Consider the following 17,922-nt stretch of genomic DNA (forward strand, 5'->3'; position numbering starts at 1 on the left):
GATGGTTAGGTTGGTCATTATCTCGAAAATAATGTTTTAATTCTTTACCCTGTGGGACTACTAGTTCAAAGTTTCCTTGGGTACCAAAAGTCCCCTGAACAAAACAACCACTATGAGTCTGATTACTTAATTCTGGTATGCTACAAGGATTTGAATCAGGATACATAAATTTAATGGTTGCCAAATCACCTTCACTTAACCGAATTCTTTGTCCCATTCCTTCACATGTAGCATCCTTTTTAGTTATTTTACCTGTAATTTCAGGGTAATGCATAATTGAACAACAATCATATGGGCCAAACTTTGTTCCATTATCCACAATTTTATAATCGTTAGTCGTAGCTACAGATTGGTCAATTATCACGTAGTCGTCTCGATCAGGGCGTTGATGTTCGTGAATTAGACCAAATGCATGTCCAATTTCATGAATTAAACTTCCTACTGTGAAATTACCGTCTGAATTACAAATAATTGACTGTGGATTACCTCCTCCAGTCCTACCGATATCAGATTTGCATGCAATTCCTGAACTTAATGTTCCTATTTGAAAAACACAATAATCATCTTCACCATTAAAAGGTACTAAACGAACATTCGACATGCTGTTCCAGTGGGAAATTGCTTTCTCAATGATTTTCCGATTTGAAGATCCAATCGGAAAATCAGTATCACTAATTTTAAAAGGAATATAGCCACCTGGCCACCGTTTGTTTTCATCAGTTATATAGAATCCCATTTATTTCTCCTTTATCTCAAAATATTAAAATGCAGTAGATTCCCTTATCTTGTACCTTTTTTTTATTTTTATGTATTTTCTCATGTCCATCCCACGGAAAAGAGGGCGTATTCAAGATACAAATTTTTTTGAAAATACAAAATTAAAAATGGTAAAGTTAGGGGGGATACAAGTAACCCTAAGAATTATCTTATTTTGTATAAAAGGAGAGTGAAATTAAAGTTGAAAGGGGGGAAAAGATTAATAGAAGGTGAGGAATCATTTTAGCAGCATGTAAATTATTATTTATTAAGTACAAGTTAAAGAGTCACTAGATGTAAAAATTGATGATATTTAGGTAGAAATCATTATAAAGGAAGGCACGCAAATGAATATATTTAAGTTAAAAACAGATAGTAATGAAATATTTAAATTGACTGTATACAATTATGAAAATCAAACTCATAAAAAATCACCTTATTATGATATGAGTGGTAAAGAGGGGAGATACTATGCAGTATGTCCTTCATGTAATAATCCAATTCAAATATATAAACTCTATAAAGATACAACAGAAGGGCAAGGGCTACATGCTAGGCATTTTGGCAAAAGTATTAGAGGTTTAGCAGTTTATAATGAAGAAAGATATCTAGCTTGTGAATTAAGTAATCCAGAGTCATTTGGTGGGGAGACTAAACGTAAAAATAAAGAAAAATCTAATGAATTATTAACATTGATAAAAGAATATCCAGATGTATTATTTAATGAAATAAGAAAAATATCTGGTATTGGTTTTTCTTACAAAAAATTTGATACGATGCTAAAACACTTTATGAAATCGGAAGGTTACTATTATAATGCGATAAATAAATTTAATTTACCATATGGCTTTTTATATATGCAAAAATCTATAAATTTATATCGTGGATTTCTTCATAAATATAGTCCTCATGTTAATGAAATAAAAGAAGCAATTCAAAATAGCAAGTACCACACTGTTATTGAGGAAGAGATTAAAAAGAATATTGAGGATTACGCGGCATTAGATTTTTATTTAACAAATCATTCAGTCAAAGGAACAGAAGAAACAATTGAATTGAGAATTGTTGAATCCGCTGAGGACTATGAAAACATCATATTTAGAAAGAAAATTCCAGTGGATAAATTCTCTTTTATGAACAAAGTTTCAAAATTGAAGGATAGATCAAATGAAAATAATGATCAGGAAAAATGGAGACAAAAATTACAAGCAATAGTAGACGAATATATAAGTAGATAAGAATAAGCATTCAAGAAATGAACAAGTAAAAATAAATATTCATAAAAAAGTCCTATTTTAATAGGACTTTTTTATTTGTCGGAAAAAATCGTAAGAATAACTAGGGTTAAATTTAAGTTGAAATTGCTTCAAAATGCTATGCAAGAAAGTAAAAACCACTTTACCAAAAAAGCCCTTTCCATTGCTATAAAGCAACGAAAAGGGTAAGTGTGATGAGTGATTGTATTGGTAAAGGGCATAAGAAATAAGATGCCTTCAAAAATATTTTAAATTCCTCTTATATTGTATCTTTAAAGTTTACGAATTGGGACGGTAACAAAGTTAATTTGAAAGACAAGGTTTGAAATTGCATATCAGACAATCAGTAATACATATGCTTTACCAAAGCAATTACCAAAGTAGATATCAACCTTATATCCAAAGAAACTAGCATGATATCACTATCAAAAGAAATCCTCGATTATCACATGCTTTTAGGGGATTTTGGGTTTTGTTTATAGTAGGAGGAACGTAATGAGAAAAAGGAGAGGGTACTTCATGGGATAATCTAACGAGAGAATGAAACCACATACCTAGTCCTAAGTTTCGAAATGTGAAAGAAATTACAGAATGGTGTAGAAGTTCATTAAACAAAATTATATGTGGGTAGGATGCGCTTAATCAAAATGCAATGAGTACAACGGATACAACAAATTTCTTATATAGGTGGATTAATTGGTATGTTACAGAACCATTAGACAACACAAGAAATACGAAAGTTACCAGATGAATTTTTCGGTGTCATAAACAATGTACCTTTCGATACATTTGAACTCATCAAAAATACCTCTCATATGGTGTTAGATTGTATATACTTTGCATTGTACTGGATACCCAATTTGTTAACGTATTCTTTTCTTAGGAGGGAAAACATGTTGAATCGAAAAGAAACAATTTCTTTTCAAGCCTTTATGGATCAATCTTATAAGAAGAAAAAACAAACAAAAATATATAGTATTGGTCCTATTAGTCCGTTCGCATTTTTTCATATGTCATCACCGCTTGTTCATACTTATGTAGCTCTGGGAATAGTAGGTGGCCTTACAATTGGATCTGTTTTGTTAGAAAAATACTTAGTACGAAATGATTATGTTTTTGCATCCAAACTTCTTTCTAATGGCCTGTATTACGGTGTAAGAATTGGAGGTATAGGCTTTATTGGCTATGTATTTATTCGCATTTTAATCATGTTGTAAGGAGGCTGGAAAATGAAGGGATGGTTAAAAAAGAAGAGATACAAATACCAGCTAGAAGAGGTATTTAAGAAAGCGAAGCTATATGATGAGCACATTACACGAGGTGGAAAGGTCCCCATTTATCCTACGATTCATGATGTTTACGAAGAGAAAGAAAGTGTACGGTACACTTTTACATTGCCAAATGGTGTTGATCCAGCTCAAATTCATAAGAAATGGTTTTGTTTTCAACAAATACTAGGCGAAAATCTTATGATGGAAGGCAATATTAAAAAGTTCGTACTCCATGTATTTCATTCTAATGCGAGCTTACAGCCTTACGATTACAGTTATAAACAATGGCAACCATTATTGAAACAATATCGTCTTCCTGTGGTAGTAGGGCGAGATCAATTCGGAAATACGATTGTGTATGATATGGTTGATTCAAATACACCTCATTTACTAATTGCGGGAGAAACAGGAAGCGGAAAAAGTAGTATGGTGCGCGTAATTTTAGCCACATTAATCCAACATATGTCACCAGAGCATTTACATTTGTACCTGGGAGACTTAAAAAATTCAGAGTTTCATTTTTTAAGAAGAGTGAGGCATGTGAAGTATGTTTGCATGGAAGAACACGAAATGACAAGTATGTTATCAAAATTATGGAAAGAGGTATTGCATAGAAGAAAGTTAATGGAAGAATATGAGCTGGGTCATATTGATGAATATAATCAAATAATAAAGGATAAACCTTTACCCTATATTTTTATTGCCATTGATGAGGTAGCAATGCTACAGGACGAAAAGGAATGTATCACCATAATAGAGAAAATATCAGCTGTCGGCAGATCGCTTGGTATCTTTCTTATGCTAAGTATGCAACGTCCAGACGCAAAGATACTTGATGGTAAGTTAAAGCTCAATTTGACGGTAAGAATGGGCTTTAAATGTGCGGATTTAATCAATAGTAACATTGTGGGGACGCCTGGATCAGAAAATTTAAATCAATCGGGTCAAATGATTTTAAAATTAGATGGTTTAAAAAAGGTGCAGGCTCCTTTTTTGGCATTGGACCAGGCGAAAGAAATAATAAAACCGTATCGTTTATCTAAAGAGCAAATTGTAAAGAAGGAAGAACAAGAGCATCAAGAAGATAAAGTCTTTGGGGTGTTAGATGATGCTAACGAATAGGGATAAGCAAATTATAGGCAATTTAAAGCAATTTAGATGTATGTCGCGTGATGATATCATTGATCTTCATTTTAGAAATGTGAAAAATGCAGTAACATGCTGTAATACCGTTACAAAGCGCTTAAGCCGCGAAGGATACATTGATGTAGACACATCACAACGTCCGTATGTGTATTTTCCTTATCCAAATACCATTCGTAAAGGAAGCCAAAAGATACGTCACTTTTTAGCGATTGTGGATGTATATAAGCAGTTATTACGAATCGAAAGACCGAAAATATTTCAAGTAGAACCTAAATATAAAAAAGGTTATATGGAACCCGATATATTTACCATTTGGCGCAAAAGTCCATTTTTTATAGAAGTCCAGAACTCCATTTATAATAAGGCTACGATCCAAACGAAAATAAAACGTTATGAATTGTATTTTCGTAGCATGGAATGGAAAAAAGAATCGTGGCAACCAAAACATAATATGGTATTTCCCTCTCTTTTAATCCTTACTGACCTCAAATATCCAATCTCTAGTTCTAACTTTCGTATTTTTCAAGCGCCCTCTATTCAGCATTTTCTTGCACAAGTACAGCAACCAAAAGACATTTCGGTTCAAATAGGTTCAGTCAAAGTAAAATTATGAAAGCACAAGATACTGTTTCTTGTGCTTTTTACATATCCCAAAAGTCATTGATTTTGGCGTAAGGATCAATTTTTCTAATAGCATTTAATAGTTTTTTCATGATTTCAGGTTTGGGGATATAATCTGTATCTCTACATGCTTTACTGATGGTTTGAACAGAAACCTTCGACTTTTTGGCTAGTTCCTGTTGTTCGATTCCTTGCCGATCTAACCATTTTTTTAATTTAGTTCTATTTTTGCGGAAAAACATTTATCTCACTCTCCTGTCCTTATTTTTTTATTTACAATTATGGACAGGAAGTTAAATTCATATACAATTCAATTCAACTTAAATTTAAGTAAAATACAAGAGAACGAGATTCATAGAGTATTTACACGAACGATTTATTGATAATTTCACTTGGAATGAGGTATACATACAATGCAAAGATTTGACTTACGCATGATACAACAAATCTTTGCAAAGCACTTTCCAAAGAAATTTATCTTAATCTGTGTCTAGAGAATATGAAAAAGGACTACTTTGTTTTACTCGTATAAGATAAGTAAATGGAAAATGAATAAATAGAAAGGCTGTGGGTATATTACGTTTTGAGCATTGACTCAAAATTGTTATTGGAGTGGAAAAAATGACAGGTTTATTGGTTGTATTGTGTTGCACAATTATATTTTTTCTTTTAGCACAAATTCTCACTCCATCATCTACTTATAATCCTAATAATGATTCACAACGGGTGAAATGCTCTAACAAATTAGAAAAGCGAGTATATGATGCATTGCGCTTTAAAGGTTATTATCCAACTGTACAATATAAAGTACCTAATAAGCGTTTTAAGTTAGATTTTGCATTTTTTGCCCCAAATGGTATAAAAATAGACGTAGAGATTGATGGGCCTTTTCATCGAACACCAGAAGGAATCAAACGAGACAGTAGACGGGATAAATACATGAAAACAAATGGATGGAAAGTGATTCGTATTACTGACATTGCATTAAATAATGGGTTTGAAAAACAAATACTTTTGTTGGTGGCAATATTAAATGAATTAGGGATAGAATCTTCTAAAGAAACCGATTTTGTTATGTTAGAACAGGAATAAGACGTATGATGAAAAACTCCATCATACGTTTTTATTTTTTGAAAAAAACCTAGACCAGAATCCTTGTTTTTGTTCTTAGGTGGTTGTAATAAGTTTTTGTGATTCACGCATCTCATCCAAATCTCGTTTTAAGAGTATATCAATGCTATAGCACAAGGTGAATGCGTGGTTGTTAAAGAATAAACTAAAGTAATGGGAAGACAGAAAAAGGTACTCTAGGAATTAACAGAGTAATTAAATGGAATTAGGGATCCCTATAACAAAGATCAAAATTAATGGGTGCTATAGTATTGATACAGGTATGCTGAGTAGCTAAAGCGAAGACTAATAGAAAATAATACGGAGCGCCATGGGATTCCCTTGCGAGTATTAAGCAGGAATTGAGAGATAAAAAAACTTACTTGGAAGTGGGATAAAAAGTGTACAATGAGTATTAAGGATTAGTAAAATGATACTGTGGTAAGAGTGTAGCGATACTATAATGGAGGTGGTTGAATGGAGAACAGAGATGATGTTGTAAGTGAAGTGTATTTAAAAACAATAGATGTCTCCCGTATCACCAATCTAGCAGAAAGTACAATCAGAAAATATAGCTTAGAACTCGAAAAACAAGGCTATGAGTTTAATAAAGATGGCGATACAAGACTGTATCATGCCGATGATGTAACAGTTTTTAATACTTTAAAAGAGATTAGAGAAAAAACTAAGGTTTCATTGAATCACGCTGTTAGCGTGTTGATGACACAACATTCCCGTGCGACACAGGGTGTAGCGCATTCGGAAGTTGCTGTGACAAGGCCTCGGAGTGAAGAAGAGCAATACGCGCTACAATCCATATCGAGTGAAATTAGAAATTTCTTAGAAGATATCAAGACTGAATTTATAGGTTTTCGAAAAGAACTTGAAATTGAACGACAAAGCAATGATTTATTTAAACAAGAGCTTGAAGCGGAACGTAAAAAAAATCAGGAATTAGAAAAGAAACTCGATCTTATTATGAAGGAATTAAAAAAAATCAACGCTAAAGCTGATATTTCTAACCAAGAACCCAAAAGGAAGAAATTATTTGGGATATTTTAAGTTTATACAAAACAAAAAGAGTTGCTCTCATACAGGCAACTCTTTTTGTTTTAGAAATCAGGATCTTCTAAATCGTCTTCATCTAATGATCCTGTAATGTTGGTATTAGTTATTAATTGTCCCATTTGACCTACGTCTTTTAATAAATCGTCTGCCAGGGAATTATGGGTATTATCATCGTTTTGCATAAGAACAGCAGATACAGGAGCCACCCGGAGATCTGAAATTGTTTGTGTAATTTGTTTTATGGCATTCATCATTTGTTCTTGGTTTTTTGAGACATTTAGAAGTTCTTTTTTTGCATCAAAGGGCTCTTTTTGTGTTAAGTCTTGTTCAACTAATTGAATAATATAAGTTGCCAGCTTTTTTGAGCGGGCTTTTTGCTCAAGGTGATTATAAACTTCTTCGCTCATGTGATCTGTTCGAAGCCCAAACACTGTTTGTTTCTCGGTCTTTTTAGTACGCCCCATAATGCGGCTCCTCCTTTCTGGCTATACTTATTTCTCTGTTTTTTGCAGCATTTCACCGCGACTTTTTACTTCAAGACCATATAAATTTAATTTGCGTGAATCTGGTAAGAAAATATGATTTGCTTGAGCAATTTCAGCTCCATACATTTCTTCAATGACTTCATGAATGCTAGTTTCTAGTATTGGGGCAACACCACCGAAATAAACATATTTATAAACTTTATCAGCTGGTGCAGGCATTACATCTTGGATTTTTAAAATTAGAAACTTAGCAAACTCTTTTAAGGAAGAACGAATTTTGTCTGTTAAATCTACACGTTGGCCAGTGTTTCCGTCGATTAATTCCATTTTTGGTTTTTGGAAATTGTTTACTATAAATGTTTCAAAAGAACGTAAATCTGAGAATTTTTCTAGGAACTTTTCTTTTCTTAATTTTTCGATATGAGATAGATAAGATAATTTGTCTATTGGTTGCATTGAATCACGGTTCTTAGGTGACTTTAAACCGGCTGGTGATAATACTAGATCAATTGTTCCGCCGCCAATATCAACAAGTACTGTATCGTTGTTATCGAATTGTCTCGCTTCTTCACGATCTTCTAATTCAAAATTCTTTTTAATTGCTAAGCGTGCAATTTCTCCTTCGATACGACAAGTTGCCCTTTCTACAGTTATTTTTAATGTTTTTTCCATTCCTGGTGTATGTATTGTCACTTCATGCTCTCCAGCAAATCGTTCCGCCATTGCATTCTGGGCCTCACTAAATTTGGCTGTTCGTTTCAGTAACCATATAGGTAACATTGTTTGGAAATATTCAATTTCAATTGTATTGTCATCCGATTCACGAGTTTCATTAATAGCATGATAGAAAGAAATAGCTGATAAAAACATTACGTAAGGGATAGGACTTGTAATTTTATCATGGAGTTTATTAACATGATTGTTAGCTAATGCATGTTTTCCAGCTTCGTCGCCAACTAAGAAGAATCGTTCAGTGTCTTCTCCTGGGATTGTTGTTGAAATAAGTAGGCGGGATAATAATTCTTTAGGATTAGTAATGGTTGCTACAAAATGAGAGTCAGCTTCATCTTTACTGATTTCTACAACGTTTGTAGGTGTTTCAATATAGAAACCATCAATCAAGTTCATATCAAGTGAGTTTCCGGAATCCTTATTCATCATAGTAATTTTCATTAACTATTCACTCCTTTAGTTATCTTGTTAACAATATAACATTTTTTTGTCTATACTGGAAGATATATTTTGATATTAGTTAACAAAAATAAAGTGTTATTATCCCTATGTTTTTAAGGGTTTGTAATGATTTATTTTATATATATTACATTTATGTTAACTATAAAAAATATTGTTAACTTTTGTTTTAATGTATATGTATTCTTCACAAGATATATGTTTGTAACTGTAGGAAGTAAAAGCAAACCTTTCCCATCCAAAGGAGGTTTATTCTTTAAACAGTTGCTTTGATCAGCAATTGCATTAGTTGATTCAGCACTTATACCTAAAAATAAAGGGAAAATAGCATGATAAAACATTTTTACATTTTAAAATCACGTTATTATAAAGAAACTTGGTAGTCTTTAATTAGCCTTTAACTTAACCTCAAACTTAAGGGAGATGTATAAATGAACATTGGTAGACAGATACAATATCTTCGTAAAAGGGATAATATGTCCCAAGAGAAGTTAGCAGAAAAAATTCATGTTTCCAGACAATCTATTTCTAACTGGGAAAATGAAAGGAACTATCCAGATATTCATAATTTACTAATGATGAGTATCCTCTTTAATGTCTCCCTGGATGATTTAGTTAAAGGAGATGTAAAGATCATGAAAGAAGAACTTCAAAAATCAACTTTCTTTAAGTGGAGTTACATCATGTTAGCATTAATGATTATACTTCCGATTTCTATTGCACCTGTATTTTACTTTTTGGGTTATTATGGTCTTATAATACCTGTGGTACTTACGATTTTGCTTATGTTTTCATTACAGCAAGTTGAAAACATAAAAAAAGAGCATAATTTAAAAACTTATCGTCAAATAGTTGATTTTATAGAGGGAAAACCTGTAAGTGAAGTAAGACCTAATATAAAAGACAAATTATTAAAAATAGGTTTGATGCTTGCAAGTGCTTTAATTAGTTATAGTTTGATTTATTTAGGATTGAGTGTATTTGGAAGATAACTTAGAAAACTATTAAAAGTCCTCCGGATTGTTTAACTGGAGGACTTTTGTGTTTACATAATTATCGTTCTAGGAAGTTAAATATTATTAACCGATATGTCTTTATATTTGTCTTGGAATATCTTAAATTGTTCTTCGTACTTCTTAATTTTTTTTAAATCAGTATCAGAGTTGAGAAAAGGTTTACGTTTCCCAACAACCATTATGTTTTTATCATCAATAGAATCATCTGGAAATTTAATGTAAGGTTGAAAGAAATCACATTTAGTATTTTTAAGAATTATTGAAAGTCTTGCATACTCTTCAGTTGGAAACTGATTTGAGATATTTAGTTCTTGTAATTGATGCAAGCATGACAGGGGTTTTAAAGATTCATCTTTTACTCTAATATTCATTAAAGTAAGATCCTTAAGGTTAGACAGATATTTTAAAGGCTCTAATGTATCAATATTAAGTGATTTCCATATTCCACCTGATAAATTAAGTTTTTTAAGATTTTCACTATGTTTTAAGGGGGCTACATTGTCTAGTTTTGAGAAATCTTCTATCGATAATGAGATGAGTTTAATATTGTGAGTCAAATCCCATAATGTTGTTGCTTTTGTATTCCAACACATATGTATCTCTTCAATGTCAGTGAGTTTTTCAAGTGATGATAAATTTTCTACCCTCATTTCATAAATGTAAAGAATTTTGGGCTTTATGTAATTGAGGATTGTTTCGAATTGTTTTTGGTTCACTGTAAAAATCCATAATTTATTGATTTTGGGGAACGATGCTAGTTTTTCTAGATTTTTTGTTTTTCCATTTATCGCTAACTCATCGGGCGTATCTTCTAATGTTTTCAAATCATTAATAATTTTTGGTTGTTCACCTATGGGAAACATCTTATTTCCTCCTTTTAGAAATTGTTGTGTATTTAAAGTTTATACAACAATTTGTTTATAGGGTAGTTCTTTTTGATATGTATATTTTATACATGATCGGTTAACATAACGCATTATTATCGGTAGCCAGATTTTTTAGAATCCCTGTATGTACAGGGATTCTTCTTTTTTTGTCTCGTCATTTCGTATACAGGATTTTATACATTGTTGATATAGCGGGGATTCTGGGGATCCCCGCTATTCTTTTTTTGCATAAAATCTTGTATATAGAAAAAAGATTTTAATGTTATTATCGAGAAGTAATACATATCGGTGTTAAAATCGGAATGTATTTCGGAAATTAAATTGTTTTTAAAATCGGTTTTTATATCGGTTGTAAGTACATTCCGATTTTGATTGGAATGTTGATTTAATCGTGTTTTTTAAGTGAAAAACGTATTCCGTTTTTTGGGGAGGAATAAAAATTGGAACTAAAATCGGAAATGCACACACCGAAAATTGTTGCGGATATTTTAGGGGTCACACCTGATTTGTTAAAGGTATGGTCAAACGAATTTAATATACAAACGGAGCGAAGTCAGGGAGGGCATCGCAGATACTCGAAGGAAAATATAGAAGAATTAAAAGCAATAAAAGAAAAAATACAGGTCCAAAAATGGTCTTACGATCAAGTTCGGTCATGGCGAAACGGAGAACTTGATTCGTTTGTTTCAAAAGAAGAAAAATCAGAACTAGAAAAGAAATTGAATGAAGTATTAGAAAATCAACAATTACAAAATCAATTTAATCAAGCCCTTGTTCAAAAATTGCAAGAAATTACGAATGAATTGGTTACGACAAAAGAGCATTTAGCGAATACAGAGAAAAAGTTAACTGAAGTAGAAGGTAAAAACAGTGAATTAGAAGTTTTTATAGAGAAGAAGCTAGAAAAACGAGATCAGTTATTGCTTGAAAACATTAGAGATATGCAGGCGCAAAATCAGAAACAAAAACGGAAAGGTTTTTTCGGTTTGTTTAAAAAGTAAATTTTGCCGGTATTTTATGTAGGGTTCTAATGTCGGAAAAAGAAGAATAGAAATATAGCATACATACAATAAGGGAATGCAGTATAGATCAGTCTATAAGCATTCCCTTGCTTTTTTTATTTTATTTATTATTTTCTATATTTTTTTTCTTGTTCATAGATACCAGCAGCCATTCCAGCTTGGAATAAAATAAATGCCCCATGAACTACTAATGGTACTATGCCACCGTTTGTTGTTTGAATTTCTTCTTCTGTTAAATTTACTGCATTTTTAATTTCAACGTTTTTAATTTCGATATTTTTCATTATTTTTCCTCATCTCTTGTTGTTATTTATATTATTTTTTGTATGCTTGTTCGCCAATCCATTTTCCAGCGTCATATCCTGCTTTTACAATTTTTCCGCTGTTAACGATTACTGCAGTCCATCCACCTAAATTTGCTGGTACTTGCCAAATTCCGCCACCATTTGTTTGCATTTCTTTTTCATTAAGTTCTGTAAATTTAGTTGCATTTAATTTCATTATTATGTCCTCCTAAGTTGAATATTAAATAATAGTATTATTATATACTGATATTTAATTAACATTCTAATACGAAAATAGTATTATTAAATATGCAATATTGCATATTTCTTATTTTTTTATTATTCAAATATACTTCTATATATATAATTAACTATATTTCAATATTATTTTTGAGAAAGTAGGATATAAATTGGTAAAAAAATTTAAGTGTATTAAACAACATGATTTAAAGGATTGTGGGCCAGCTTGTCTTGCTATGATAGCTAAAAATCATGGTCTTTCTATATCGATTTCTAAAATTCGTGAGGTAGTTGGTACTGATTTAGAAGGGACTAATGTTCAAGGTTTATTAGCTGGAGGAGAAAAATTAGGTTTTGAAGTAAAAGGTATAAAAGCTACAGATTATACAGCGTTAAAGGAAATTCCTTTACCAGCTATTGCACATGTTGTAATGGATGGAGGATTATTACATTATGTAGTAATTCATAAAGTTAAAAAGGATAAAATATATGTTGCTGATCCTGGAAAAGGTTTAGTTACATATGATATAGAAGATTTTTGTAAAATATGGACGGGTATTTTGATTTTATTGAGTCCTAAAGTTGATTTTCAAAAAGGGAACGTTTCTCAAAGTACCTTTTCACGTTTTTTTGGGTTATTGAAATTACAAAGTAACTTATTACTTCCTTTGTTTTTAGCATCTATATTTTTTAATATATTTGGTTTTGCTGGGGCTTTTTATTTTAAATTTTTAATTGATGATATTGTATCTAATCAGTTAATTCAAACGTTACATATTGTGTCTATTGGAATTGTTATACTGTATGTTTTTAAGGTGTTACTTTCTTATTTTCGAACACATTTAATTTTATATTTTAGTAGAAGAATAGATATTCAATTAATGTTAGGATATTACCGTCATGTAGTTGGTTTACCTATGAATTTTTTTGAAACTAGAAAAGTAGGTGAAATAATTTCTAGGTTTATGGATGCTAGTAAAATTAGGGATGCATTGTCTAGTATTACAGTTACGTTAATGATTGATACATTGATGGTAATGTTAGGAGCTATTTTACTTTATATACATAGTTCTACTTTATTTGGTGTTACGCTTTTGTTAATTCCATTTTATATAGCTACTATTTTGTTATTTCATAAACCTTATGAAAATATTAATAGGGAAGAAATGGAGAGTAATGCGAAGTTAACTTCTTATTTAGTAGAGTCTTTAAATGGTATTGCTACTGTTAAATCGTATAATGCAGAAAGAGAAGTTTTCTTTCAAGTTGAAAGTCGCTTTATTAATCTTATGAGGCATGTTTTCAAAAGAGGTATGTTAGCTAATTTACAAGGTTCTTTTAAAATGGGACTTGAATTAATTGGTGGAACGATCATTCTTTGGGTTGGTGCTTTACAGGTACTAAAAGGGAATATGACTATAGGTGAATTAATTACATATAATGCATTATTAGTTTATTTTTTGAATCCAATTGAAAATATTATTGGTATTCAGCCAACTATGCAATCAGCGTTGATTGCTGCAGAAAGATTAAATGATATTTTTGATTTAGAAATAGAAAAGTCAGAAGTTGAGGAAAGAAAAGTATCTCCGAAATATTTAACAGGTCAAATAGATTTTAAAGATGTCACTTTTAGATATGGAATGAGAAATAATGTTTTAAATAATATTAGTTTTTCGATTAATTCTGGAGATCAAGTTGCATTTGTTGGAGAAAGTGGTTCTGGAAAAACAACAATTTCAAAATTATTGATGAATTATTATGAAGTGAATAATGGAAATATATTTTATGATGATTATCATATTAAAGAGATTAATAAAAATACCTTACGTGAGAAGATTGCATATGTATCTCAAGAATCTTTCTTTTTTAGTGGTTCAATATATGAGAATTTAACTTTTGGTTTAGATATAAAAATATCATTAGAAGAGATTATTGATATGTGTAAAAAGGCTTGCGTTCATGATTTTATTTCAGAATTACCATTAAGATATGAAACTTTATTAGAGGAAAATGCTTCTAATCTATCTGGTGGACAAAGACAGCGTTTAGCAATTGCACGGGCATTATTAAAGAAACCTAATATTTTAATACTGGATGAAGCAACGAGTAATTTAGATTCAACTACTGAAAAGCAAATTACAGATATGTTGAAAGTATTAAGAGAACAGGGGATTACAGTTATAATGATTGCTCATCGCTTAAGTACAATTGAGCATGCTAATAAGATTTTTGTTATGAAAAAAGGAGAGATTATGGAAGAAGGGACACACGAGGAATTATTATCTAAAAAAGAAGAATATTATAGACTTTGGAAGAATCAAACGGTTCATTCTGATCAAATAATATTAGAATCACATGGTATGTGAGGAGTTTAATATGCATAAAATACATTCATTTGAAGAGTTAACAGATAGTGCGGAGCTTTTGGATAGAAAGCCACCATCTTTTGTAAAGTGGTTTTTAGGATTTTTGGGATTTTGTTTGCTTTTTGGAATCCTATGGGGATATTTGGGTAAAATTGATATTGTGAGTAAAGGGACTGCTATTGTTCAGAGTGGTCAAGATGTATCTATAATTAGAACGTCATTAAATGGGATTGTGGAAGAATTAAGAGTAAAATCAGGAGATGAAATAAAAAAAGGTGATATTATTATCCAATTTAAAAATGAGGAATTAATGGATAAGAAAAAACAATTAGATATTATGATTAATCATATTGAAATTCAAAAGAATATGTTATTGCAGTTGAAATCAAGTATTGAAAAAGAAGTAAATTCTTTTTCAGAGAATGTTGATAGTAAATTTTTAGAGGAATATAAGAGTTATGAAAATGGTTATAAATTATTAAGAAAAGAAAAAGAATCTGAGATTAAAATGCTAGAACAAAATAAGGTTTCAAATGAAACTGATGAGGTTTTACAAGGATTATTTGTGGAACAAGAAAAAATAGAGCAAGAAATTAAGATGTTAGAACATAATAATGGTCAGGATCTTTCAGGAGTTTTAAAGGAAGAATTTGATTACAAAGTAAATTTATTAAAATCTCAAAAAGGTAATATTGGTAAACGTATAGAGCAGAGAAAATCTATATTAGATAGTGAAAATAAAAAAATATTAATTCAGAAGAAACATAAAGAAGAACAAAATAAAATTGCTTTAGATAAGTATAAGCAAGATAATATTGTAGCAATTAATCAACGTTTAGAAAAAATGGAAGAAGATTTATTTTTAAAGAAACAAGAAAAAGATTCTTTACTAAATAATGAGGGGAATATGTCAATTCGTTCTTCTAAGGATGGCATTGTTCAACTATCTTCTCCTTTACAAAAAGGTGATTTATTGGAGGCTGGACAAGAAATTACTTCTATTATTCCGAAGGAATCTGATAAAAAAATTAAGATTTTATTATTAGCTGATAATAGGAAAGATATAAAAGTAGGAGATAAGGTTAATTATTCTTTTAATATAGATAGCGAGAATAAGTTGGTTGGAGTGATAAAGTATATATCAGCACAACCAACATTTAATAAAGATATGAAATCTTATGTATATGAGGTTGATGCCACGGTTAATACAGATAAGTTAGATGATTTAAATGTGGGTATAGTAGGTAATGCTTCTATACTTATAGGTGAAGAACCAATTTGGAAATTTATTTTAAAGAAATTAGATTTTCTTTCATAAAATTGAAATACAAATGAGAAGAAATTAATCCTTTGTTATAGGATTAATTTCTTCTTATTTTTATTTAATTATATTTTAATTTCATTAAAAATGATCCTAAATCATATCCTACTTTTATTATCACAATGGCTGAAATTATAATTAATGGATATTTCAAGAATGGATTATTTAAAAGTTTTTTTATTTTTTTCATGTTGTAGTCCTCCATTGTACTAATTACCTTATTTCTAATATTATCATGAATATAGATATAATGATTAATGATTATGGTGTTTTTTTCTTTGTTAGATATAAAATGTATCAAGTATATTGTCTTTTTCTTCTTTGTTGATACCGATATATTTAAGAGTAATTTGTGGTGTGCTATGATTAAGTATTTCTTGCAACATTGCTACATCTTTTGTTTGCTTATAGAACCAATAGCCGAAGGTTTTGCGCATGGTGTGAGTCCCAATGGATTCTACACTAGCAAAATCTCCGGCTTTTTGCAATTGTCGATAAGCCTGGATTTTACTAATGGGTTTGTCTCCTTTTCTTGAAGGGAATAACCAGGTACTTTCTAGTGATTGGGCATATGAATATACTTCATCAAAAATAGAAGTAAGGTTAATTATGCGTTCTTTCTTCGTCTTTCCTTCTTTGATTTTAAATTCTTTTCTCTTTTTTCGTTTTAGTTTTACTATGGTTTGTGTTTCGATTTGGAGTAGATCACTCACGCGTAGTCCAGTATGGATACCAATTAAAAATAGGATATAGTCTCTTTCAGAACAATGACGTTTAAGAGCCCATTTCATATCTTCGATCTGTTCTTTGCTACGGATAGGTTGGACATCAATGAGATGTGGCTTTTTATTCATGGATTTATGACCTCTTTATTTATATCGTTTTGAATGTATACTTTTGTTGTGTATTTTGAGGATATCAGGGAATTTGATGTGAAGTCAATGTTTAAGGGGAAATGAATGTAAACTAATAATAAAAAGTTTATATTCAGGAATGATAACAACAATCTAATTATTTAAGGTTAATTTAAGGTTATTTTCATAGATATTTCTAATTTGTATATTATAATTACAATATTAAGTTTTATTTATGGAGGATGTTATAAAGTGAACTACAAAAAGGGTATTTTGATAGGTTTATTATGTGTATTTGTTTTTTCATTAGGTGGTTGTGATTTTCTGGATGGATTTAAAAGTGGATTCAATTCTAAAACTGAAAAAGTAGAAAATCAGGAGAAATAATAAATTTTTTATAGATGTTTTGAAGCCGAAAGATGACTTATTTAATATTATCTTTTGGCTTTTTTAGTTTCTGATAATATTGTATTAATTGAATGTAAAGAGGAATTTAGTAAGGATTTGAATATGTGAACCATTAGTTTACATGTATTAGATTAATGGTTTCTTTATTAATTAAGGGTTTATATGTAATGATTTCTTAGAGGTGAATAATATGAAATTAGGTTCGCAATTGAAAAAGTTTCGTGAATCAAAAAGCTTTTCACAAGAAGATGTAGCTCGAAAGGTTGGAGTGACTAGACAAGCTGTTTATAAATGGGAGAGTAATAAAAGTTATCCTGATATTGATAATTTGATTTTACTTAGTGACTTATATGAAGTAACAATTGATGAGTTAATAAAGGGATCAGGGGATGCTAGAGAGGATTTAGATAAAAAGGATAATGATGAGTGTGAAGATGATGAGGGAAATGATTTTGGATTTTTTATAGGTATTGTTCTTATATTTGTAGGGATATTTATTGGTATTGAAGGAATTTCTTTATTTATAACTATATCAGGGATGCTAATAATGGTATTTTATAGTGATGTGAAAAAAATAATTGTTAATGAATTTAAAATAAAAAGAAGACCAAACTAGA

21 protein-coding genes and 1 pseudogene are annotated in these 17,922 nt (G+C 30.5%); 13 read left to right on the top strand and 9 right to left on the bottom strand.

What is annotated here, in order from left to right; all coding sequences use genetic code 11:
• A partial coding sequence (locus HFD78_RS26670; protein ID WP_191968130.1) for a M12 family metallopeptidase occupies positions 1–736 on the bottom strand: 736 nt, incomplete at its 3' end.
• A gap of 367 nt (positions 737–1,103) precedes the next feature.
• Here HFD78_RS26670 and HFD78_RS26675 point away from each other — a divergent pair.
• From HFD78_RS26675 to HFD78_RS26690, 5 genes and pseudogenes are all read left to right on the top strand, one after another.
• The gene (locus HFD78_RS26675) at positions 1,104–1,994 is read left to right on the top strand and encodes a hypothetical protein (RefSeq protein ID WP_001020003.1); all 891 of its coding nucleotides are present in this window, start codon (positions 1,104–1,106) and stop codon (positions 1,992–1,994) included.
• Between the two features lie 562 nt (positions 1,995–2,556).
• A pseudogene (locus tag HFD78_RS29715) lies at positions 2,557–2,890 on the top strand (hypothetical protein); the annotation flags it as partial.
• Positions 2,891–2,905: 15 nt separating this feature from the next.
• Positions 2,906–3,229, top strand: coding sequence for a hypothetical protein (locus tag HFD78_RS26680; RefSeq protein ID WP_000934654.1), 324 nt, complete (start codon positions 2,906–2,908; stop codon positions 3,227–3,229).
• A gap of 12 nt (positions 3,230–3,241) precedes the next feature.
• Positions 3,242–4,405 (top strand): FtsK/SpoIIIE domain-containing protein, encoded by a 1,164-nt coding sequence (locus tag HFD78_RS26685; RefSeq protein ID WP_000679433.1) that lies wholly within the window; start codon positions 3,242–3,244, stop codon positions 4,403–4,405.
• Complete coding sequence (locus HFD78_RS26690) at positions 4,389–5,042, top strand: replication-relaxation family protein (RefSeq protein WP_033668148.1); 654 nt, start codon at positions 4,389–4,391, stop codon at positions 5,040–5,042. The genes HFD78_RS26685 and HFD78_RS26690 overlap by 17 nt, the downstream gene beginning before the upstream one ends.
• Before the next feature lie 28 nt (positions 5,043–5,070).
• On the opposite strand, the gene HFD78_RS26695 is transcribed toward HFD78_RS26690, so the two are convergent.
• The gene (locus tag HFD78_RS26695; RefSeq protein WP_000466109.1) at positions 5,071–5,292 is read right to left on the bottom strand and encodes a helix-turn-helix domain-containing protein; all 222 of its coding nucleotides are present in this window, start codon (positions 5,290–5,292) and stop codon (positions 5,071–5,073) included.
• Positions 5,293–5,671: 379 nt separating this feature from the next.
• Here HFD78_RS26695 and HFD78_RS26700 point away from each other — a divergent pair, with 379 nt between their 5' ends.
• Entirely contained in the window at positions 5,672–6,142 is a 471-nt protein-coding gene (locus HFD78_RS26700) for an endonuclease domain-containing protein (RefSeq protein WP_000147247.1), read from the top strand.
• 495 nt (positions 6,143–6,637) lie between these two features.
• Positions 6,638–7,222: a hypothetical protein gene (locus tag HFD78_RS26705; RefSeq protein WP_000431489.1), complete on the top strand. Its 585-nt coding sequence runs from the start codon at positions 6,638–6,640 to the stop codon at positions 7,220–7,222.
• Positions 7,223–7,272: 50 nt separating this feature from the next.
• Here HFD78_RS26705 and HFD78_RS26710 read toward each other — a convergent pair whose 3' ends face one another.
• Complete coding sequence (locus tag HFD78_RS26710; RefSeq protein ID WP_000533813.1) at positions 7,273–7,692, bottom strand: hypothetical protein; 420 nt, start codon at positions 7,690–7,692, stop codon at positions 7,273–7,275.
• 27 nt (positions 7,693–7,719) lie between these two features.
• Positions 7,720–8,886 (bottom strand): ParM/StbA family protein, encoded by a 1,167-nt coding sequence (locus HFD78_RS26715; RefSeq protein ID WP_000705232.1) that lies wholly within the window; start codon positions 8,884–8,886, stop codon positions 7,720–7,722.
• Positions 8,887–9,335: 449 nt separating this feature from the next.
• Between HFD78_RS26715 and HFD78_RS26720 the strand changes: the two genes are divergently transcribed.
• Positions 9,336–9,896, top strand: coding sequence for a helix-turn-helix domain-containing protein (locus HFD78_RS26720; RefSeq protein WP_001020688.1), 561 nt, complete (start codon positions 9,336–9,338; stop codon positions 9,894–9,896).
• A gap of 77 nt (positions 9,897–9,973) precedes the next feature.
• On the opposite strand, the gene HFD78_RS26725 is transcribed toward HFD78_RS26720, so the two are convergent.
• The gene (locus HFD78_RS26725; RefSeq protein WP_000483950.1) at positions 9,974–10,783 is read right to left on the bottom strand and encodes a leucine-rich repeat domain-containing protein; all 810 of its coding nucleotides are present in this window, start codon (positions 10,781–10,783) and stop codon (positions 9,974–9,976) included.
• Between the two features lie 464 nt (positions 10,784–11,247).
• Between HFD78_RS26725 and HFD78_RS26730 the strand changes: the two genes are divergently transcribed.
• A complete protein-coding gene (locus HFD78_RS26730; RefSeq protein WP_000421197.1) occupies positions 11,248–11,808 on the top strand; it encodes a MerR family transcriptional regulator in 561 nt (186 codons plus the stop codon).
• A 128-nt stretch (positions 11,809–11,936) separates the two neighbouring features.
• Here the strand turns inward: HFD78_RS26730 and HFD78_RS26735 are convergent, their stop codons facing one another.
• Together HFD78_RS26735 and HFD78_RS26740 are read right to left on the bottom strand one after the other, a co-directional pair.
• Positions 11,937–12,113, bottom strand: coding sequence for a class IIb bacteriocin, lactobin A/cerein 7B family (locus tag HFD78_RS26735; protein WP_000789094.1), 177 nt, complete (start codon positions 12,111–12,113; stop codon positions 11,937–11,939).
• 31 nt (positions 12,114–12,144) lie between these two features.
• Positions 12,145–12,330, bottom strand: coding sequence for a hypothetical protein (locus HFD78_RS26740; RefSeq protein WP_000772691.1), 186 nt, complete (start codon positions 12,328–12,330; stop codon positions 12,145–12,147).
• 193 nt (positions 12,331–12,523) lie between these two features.
• Here HFD78_RS26740 and HFD78_RS26745 point away from each other — a divergent pair, with 193 nt between their 5' ends.
• Positions 12,524–14,722: a peptidase domain-containing ABC transporter gene (locus HFD78_RS26745; RefSeq protein ID WP_000239230.1), complete on the top strand. Its 2,199-nt coding sequence runs from the start codon at positions 12,524–12,526 to the stop codon at positions 14,720–14,722.
• Between the two features lie 10 nt (positions 14,723–14,732).
• A complete protein-coding gene (locus HFD78_RS26750) occupies positions 14,733–16,040 on the top strand; it encodes a putative HlyD family type I secretion protein (protein WP_097863005.1) in 1,308 nt (435 codons plus the stop codon).
• A gap of 64 nt (positions 16,041–16,104) precedes the next feature.
• On the opposite strand, the gene HFD78_RS29870 is transcribed toward HFD78_RS26750, so the two are convergent.
• On the bottom strand, positions 16,105–16,233 hold the full coding sequence (locus tag HFD78_RS29870) for a hypothetical protein (protein ID WP_000721372.1): 129 nt from the start codon (positions 16,231–16,233) through the stop codon (positions 16,105–16,107).
• A 91-nt stretch (positions 16,234–16,324) separates the two neighbouring features.
• Positions 16,325–16,897 carry a tyrosine-type recombinase/integrase gene (locus tag HFD78_RS26755; protein WP_001035965.1) on the bottom strand — a complete coding sequence of 191 codons (573 nt, stop codon included), beginning with the start codon at positions 16,895–16,897 and terminating at the stop codon, positions 16,325–16,327.
• Positions 16,898–17,149: 252 nt separating this feature from the next.
• Here HFD78_RS26755 and HFD78_RS29875 point away from each other — a divergent pair, with 252 nt between their 5' ends.
• Positions 17,150–17,284, top strand: a complete 135-nt coding sequence (locus HFD78_RS29875) for a hypothetical protein (protein ID WP_001106970.1) — start codon at positions 17,150–17,152, stop codon at positions 17,282–17,284.
• 211 nt (positions 17,285–17,495) lie between these two features.
• Entirely contained in the window at positions 17,496–17,921 is a 426-nt protein-coding gene (locus HFD78_RS26760; protein WP_000766026.1) for a helix-turn-helix domain-containing protein, read from the top strand.
• Position 17,922 lies beyond the last annotated feature (1 nt).

Source organism: Bacillus sp. EKM501B, from assembly GCF_011800505.1.
Classification (GTDB): Bacteria; Bacillota; Bacilli; order Bacillales; family Bacillaceae_G; genus Bacillus_A; species Bacillus_A cereus.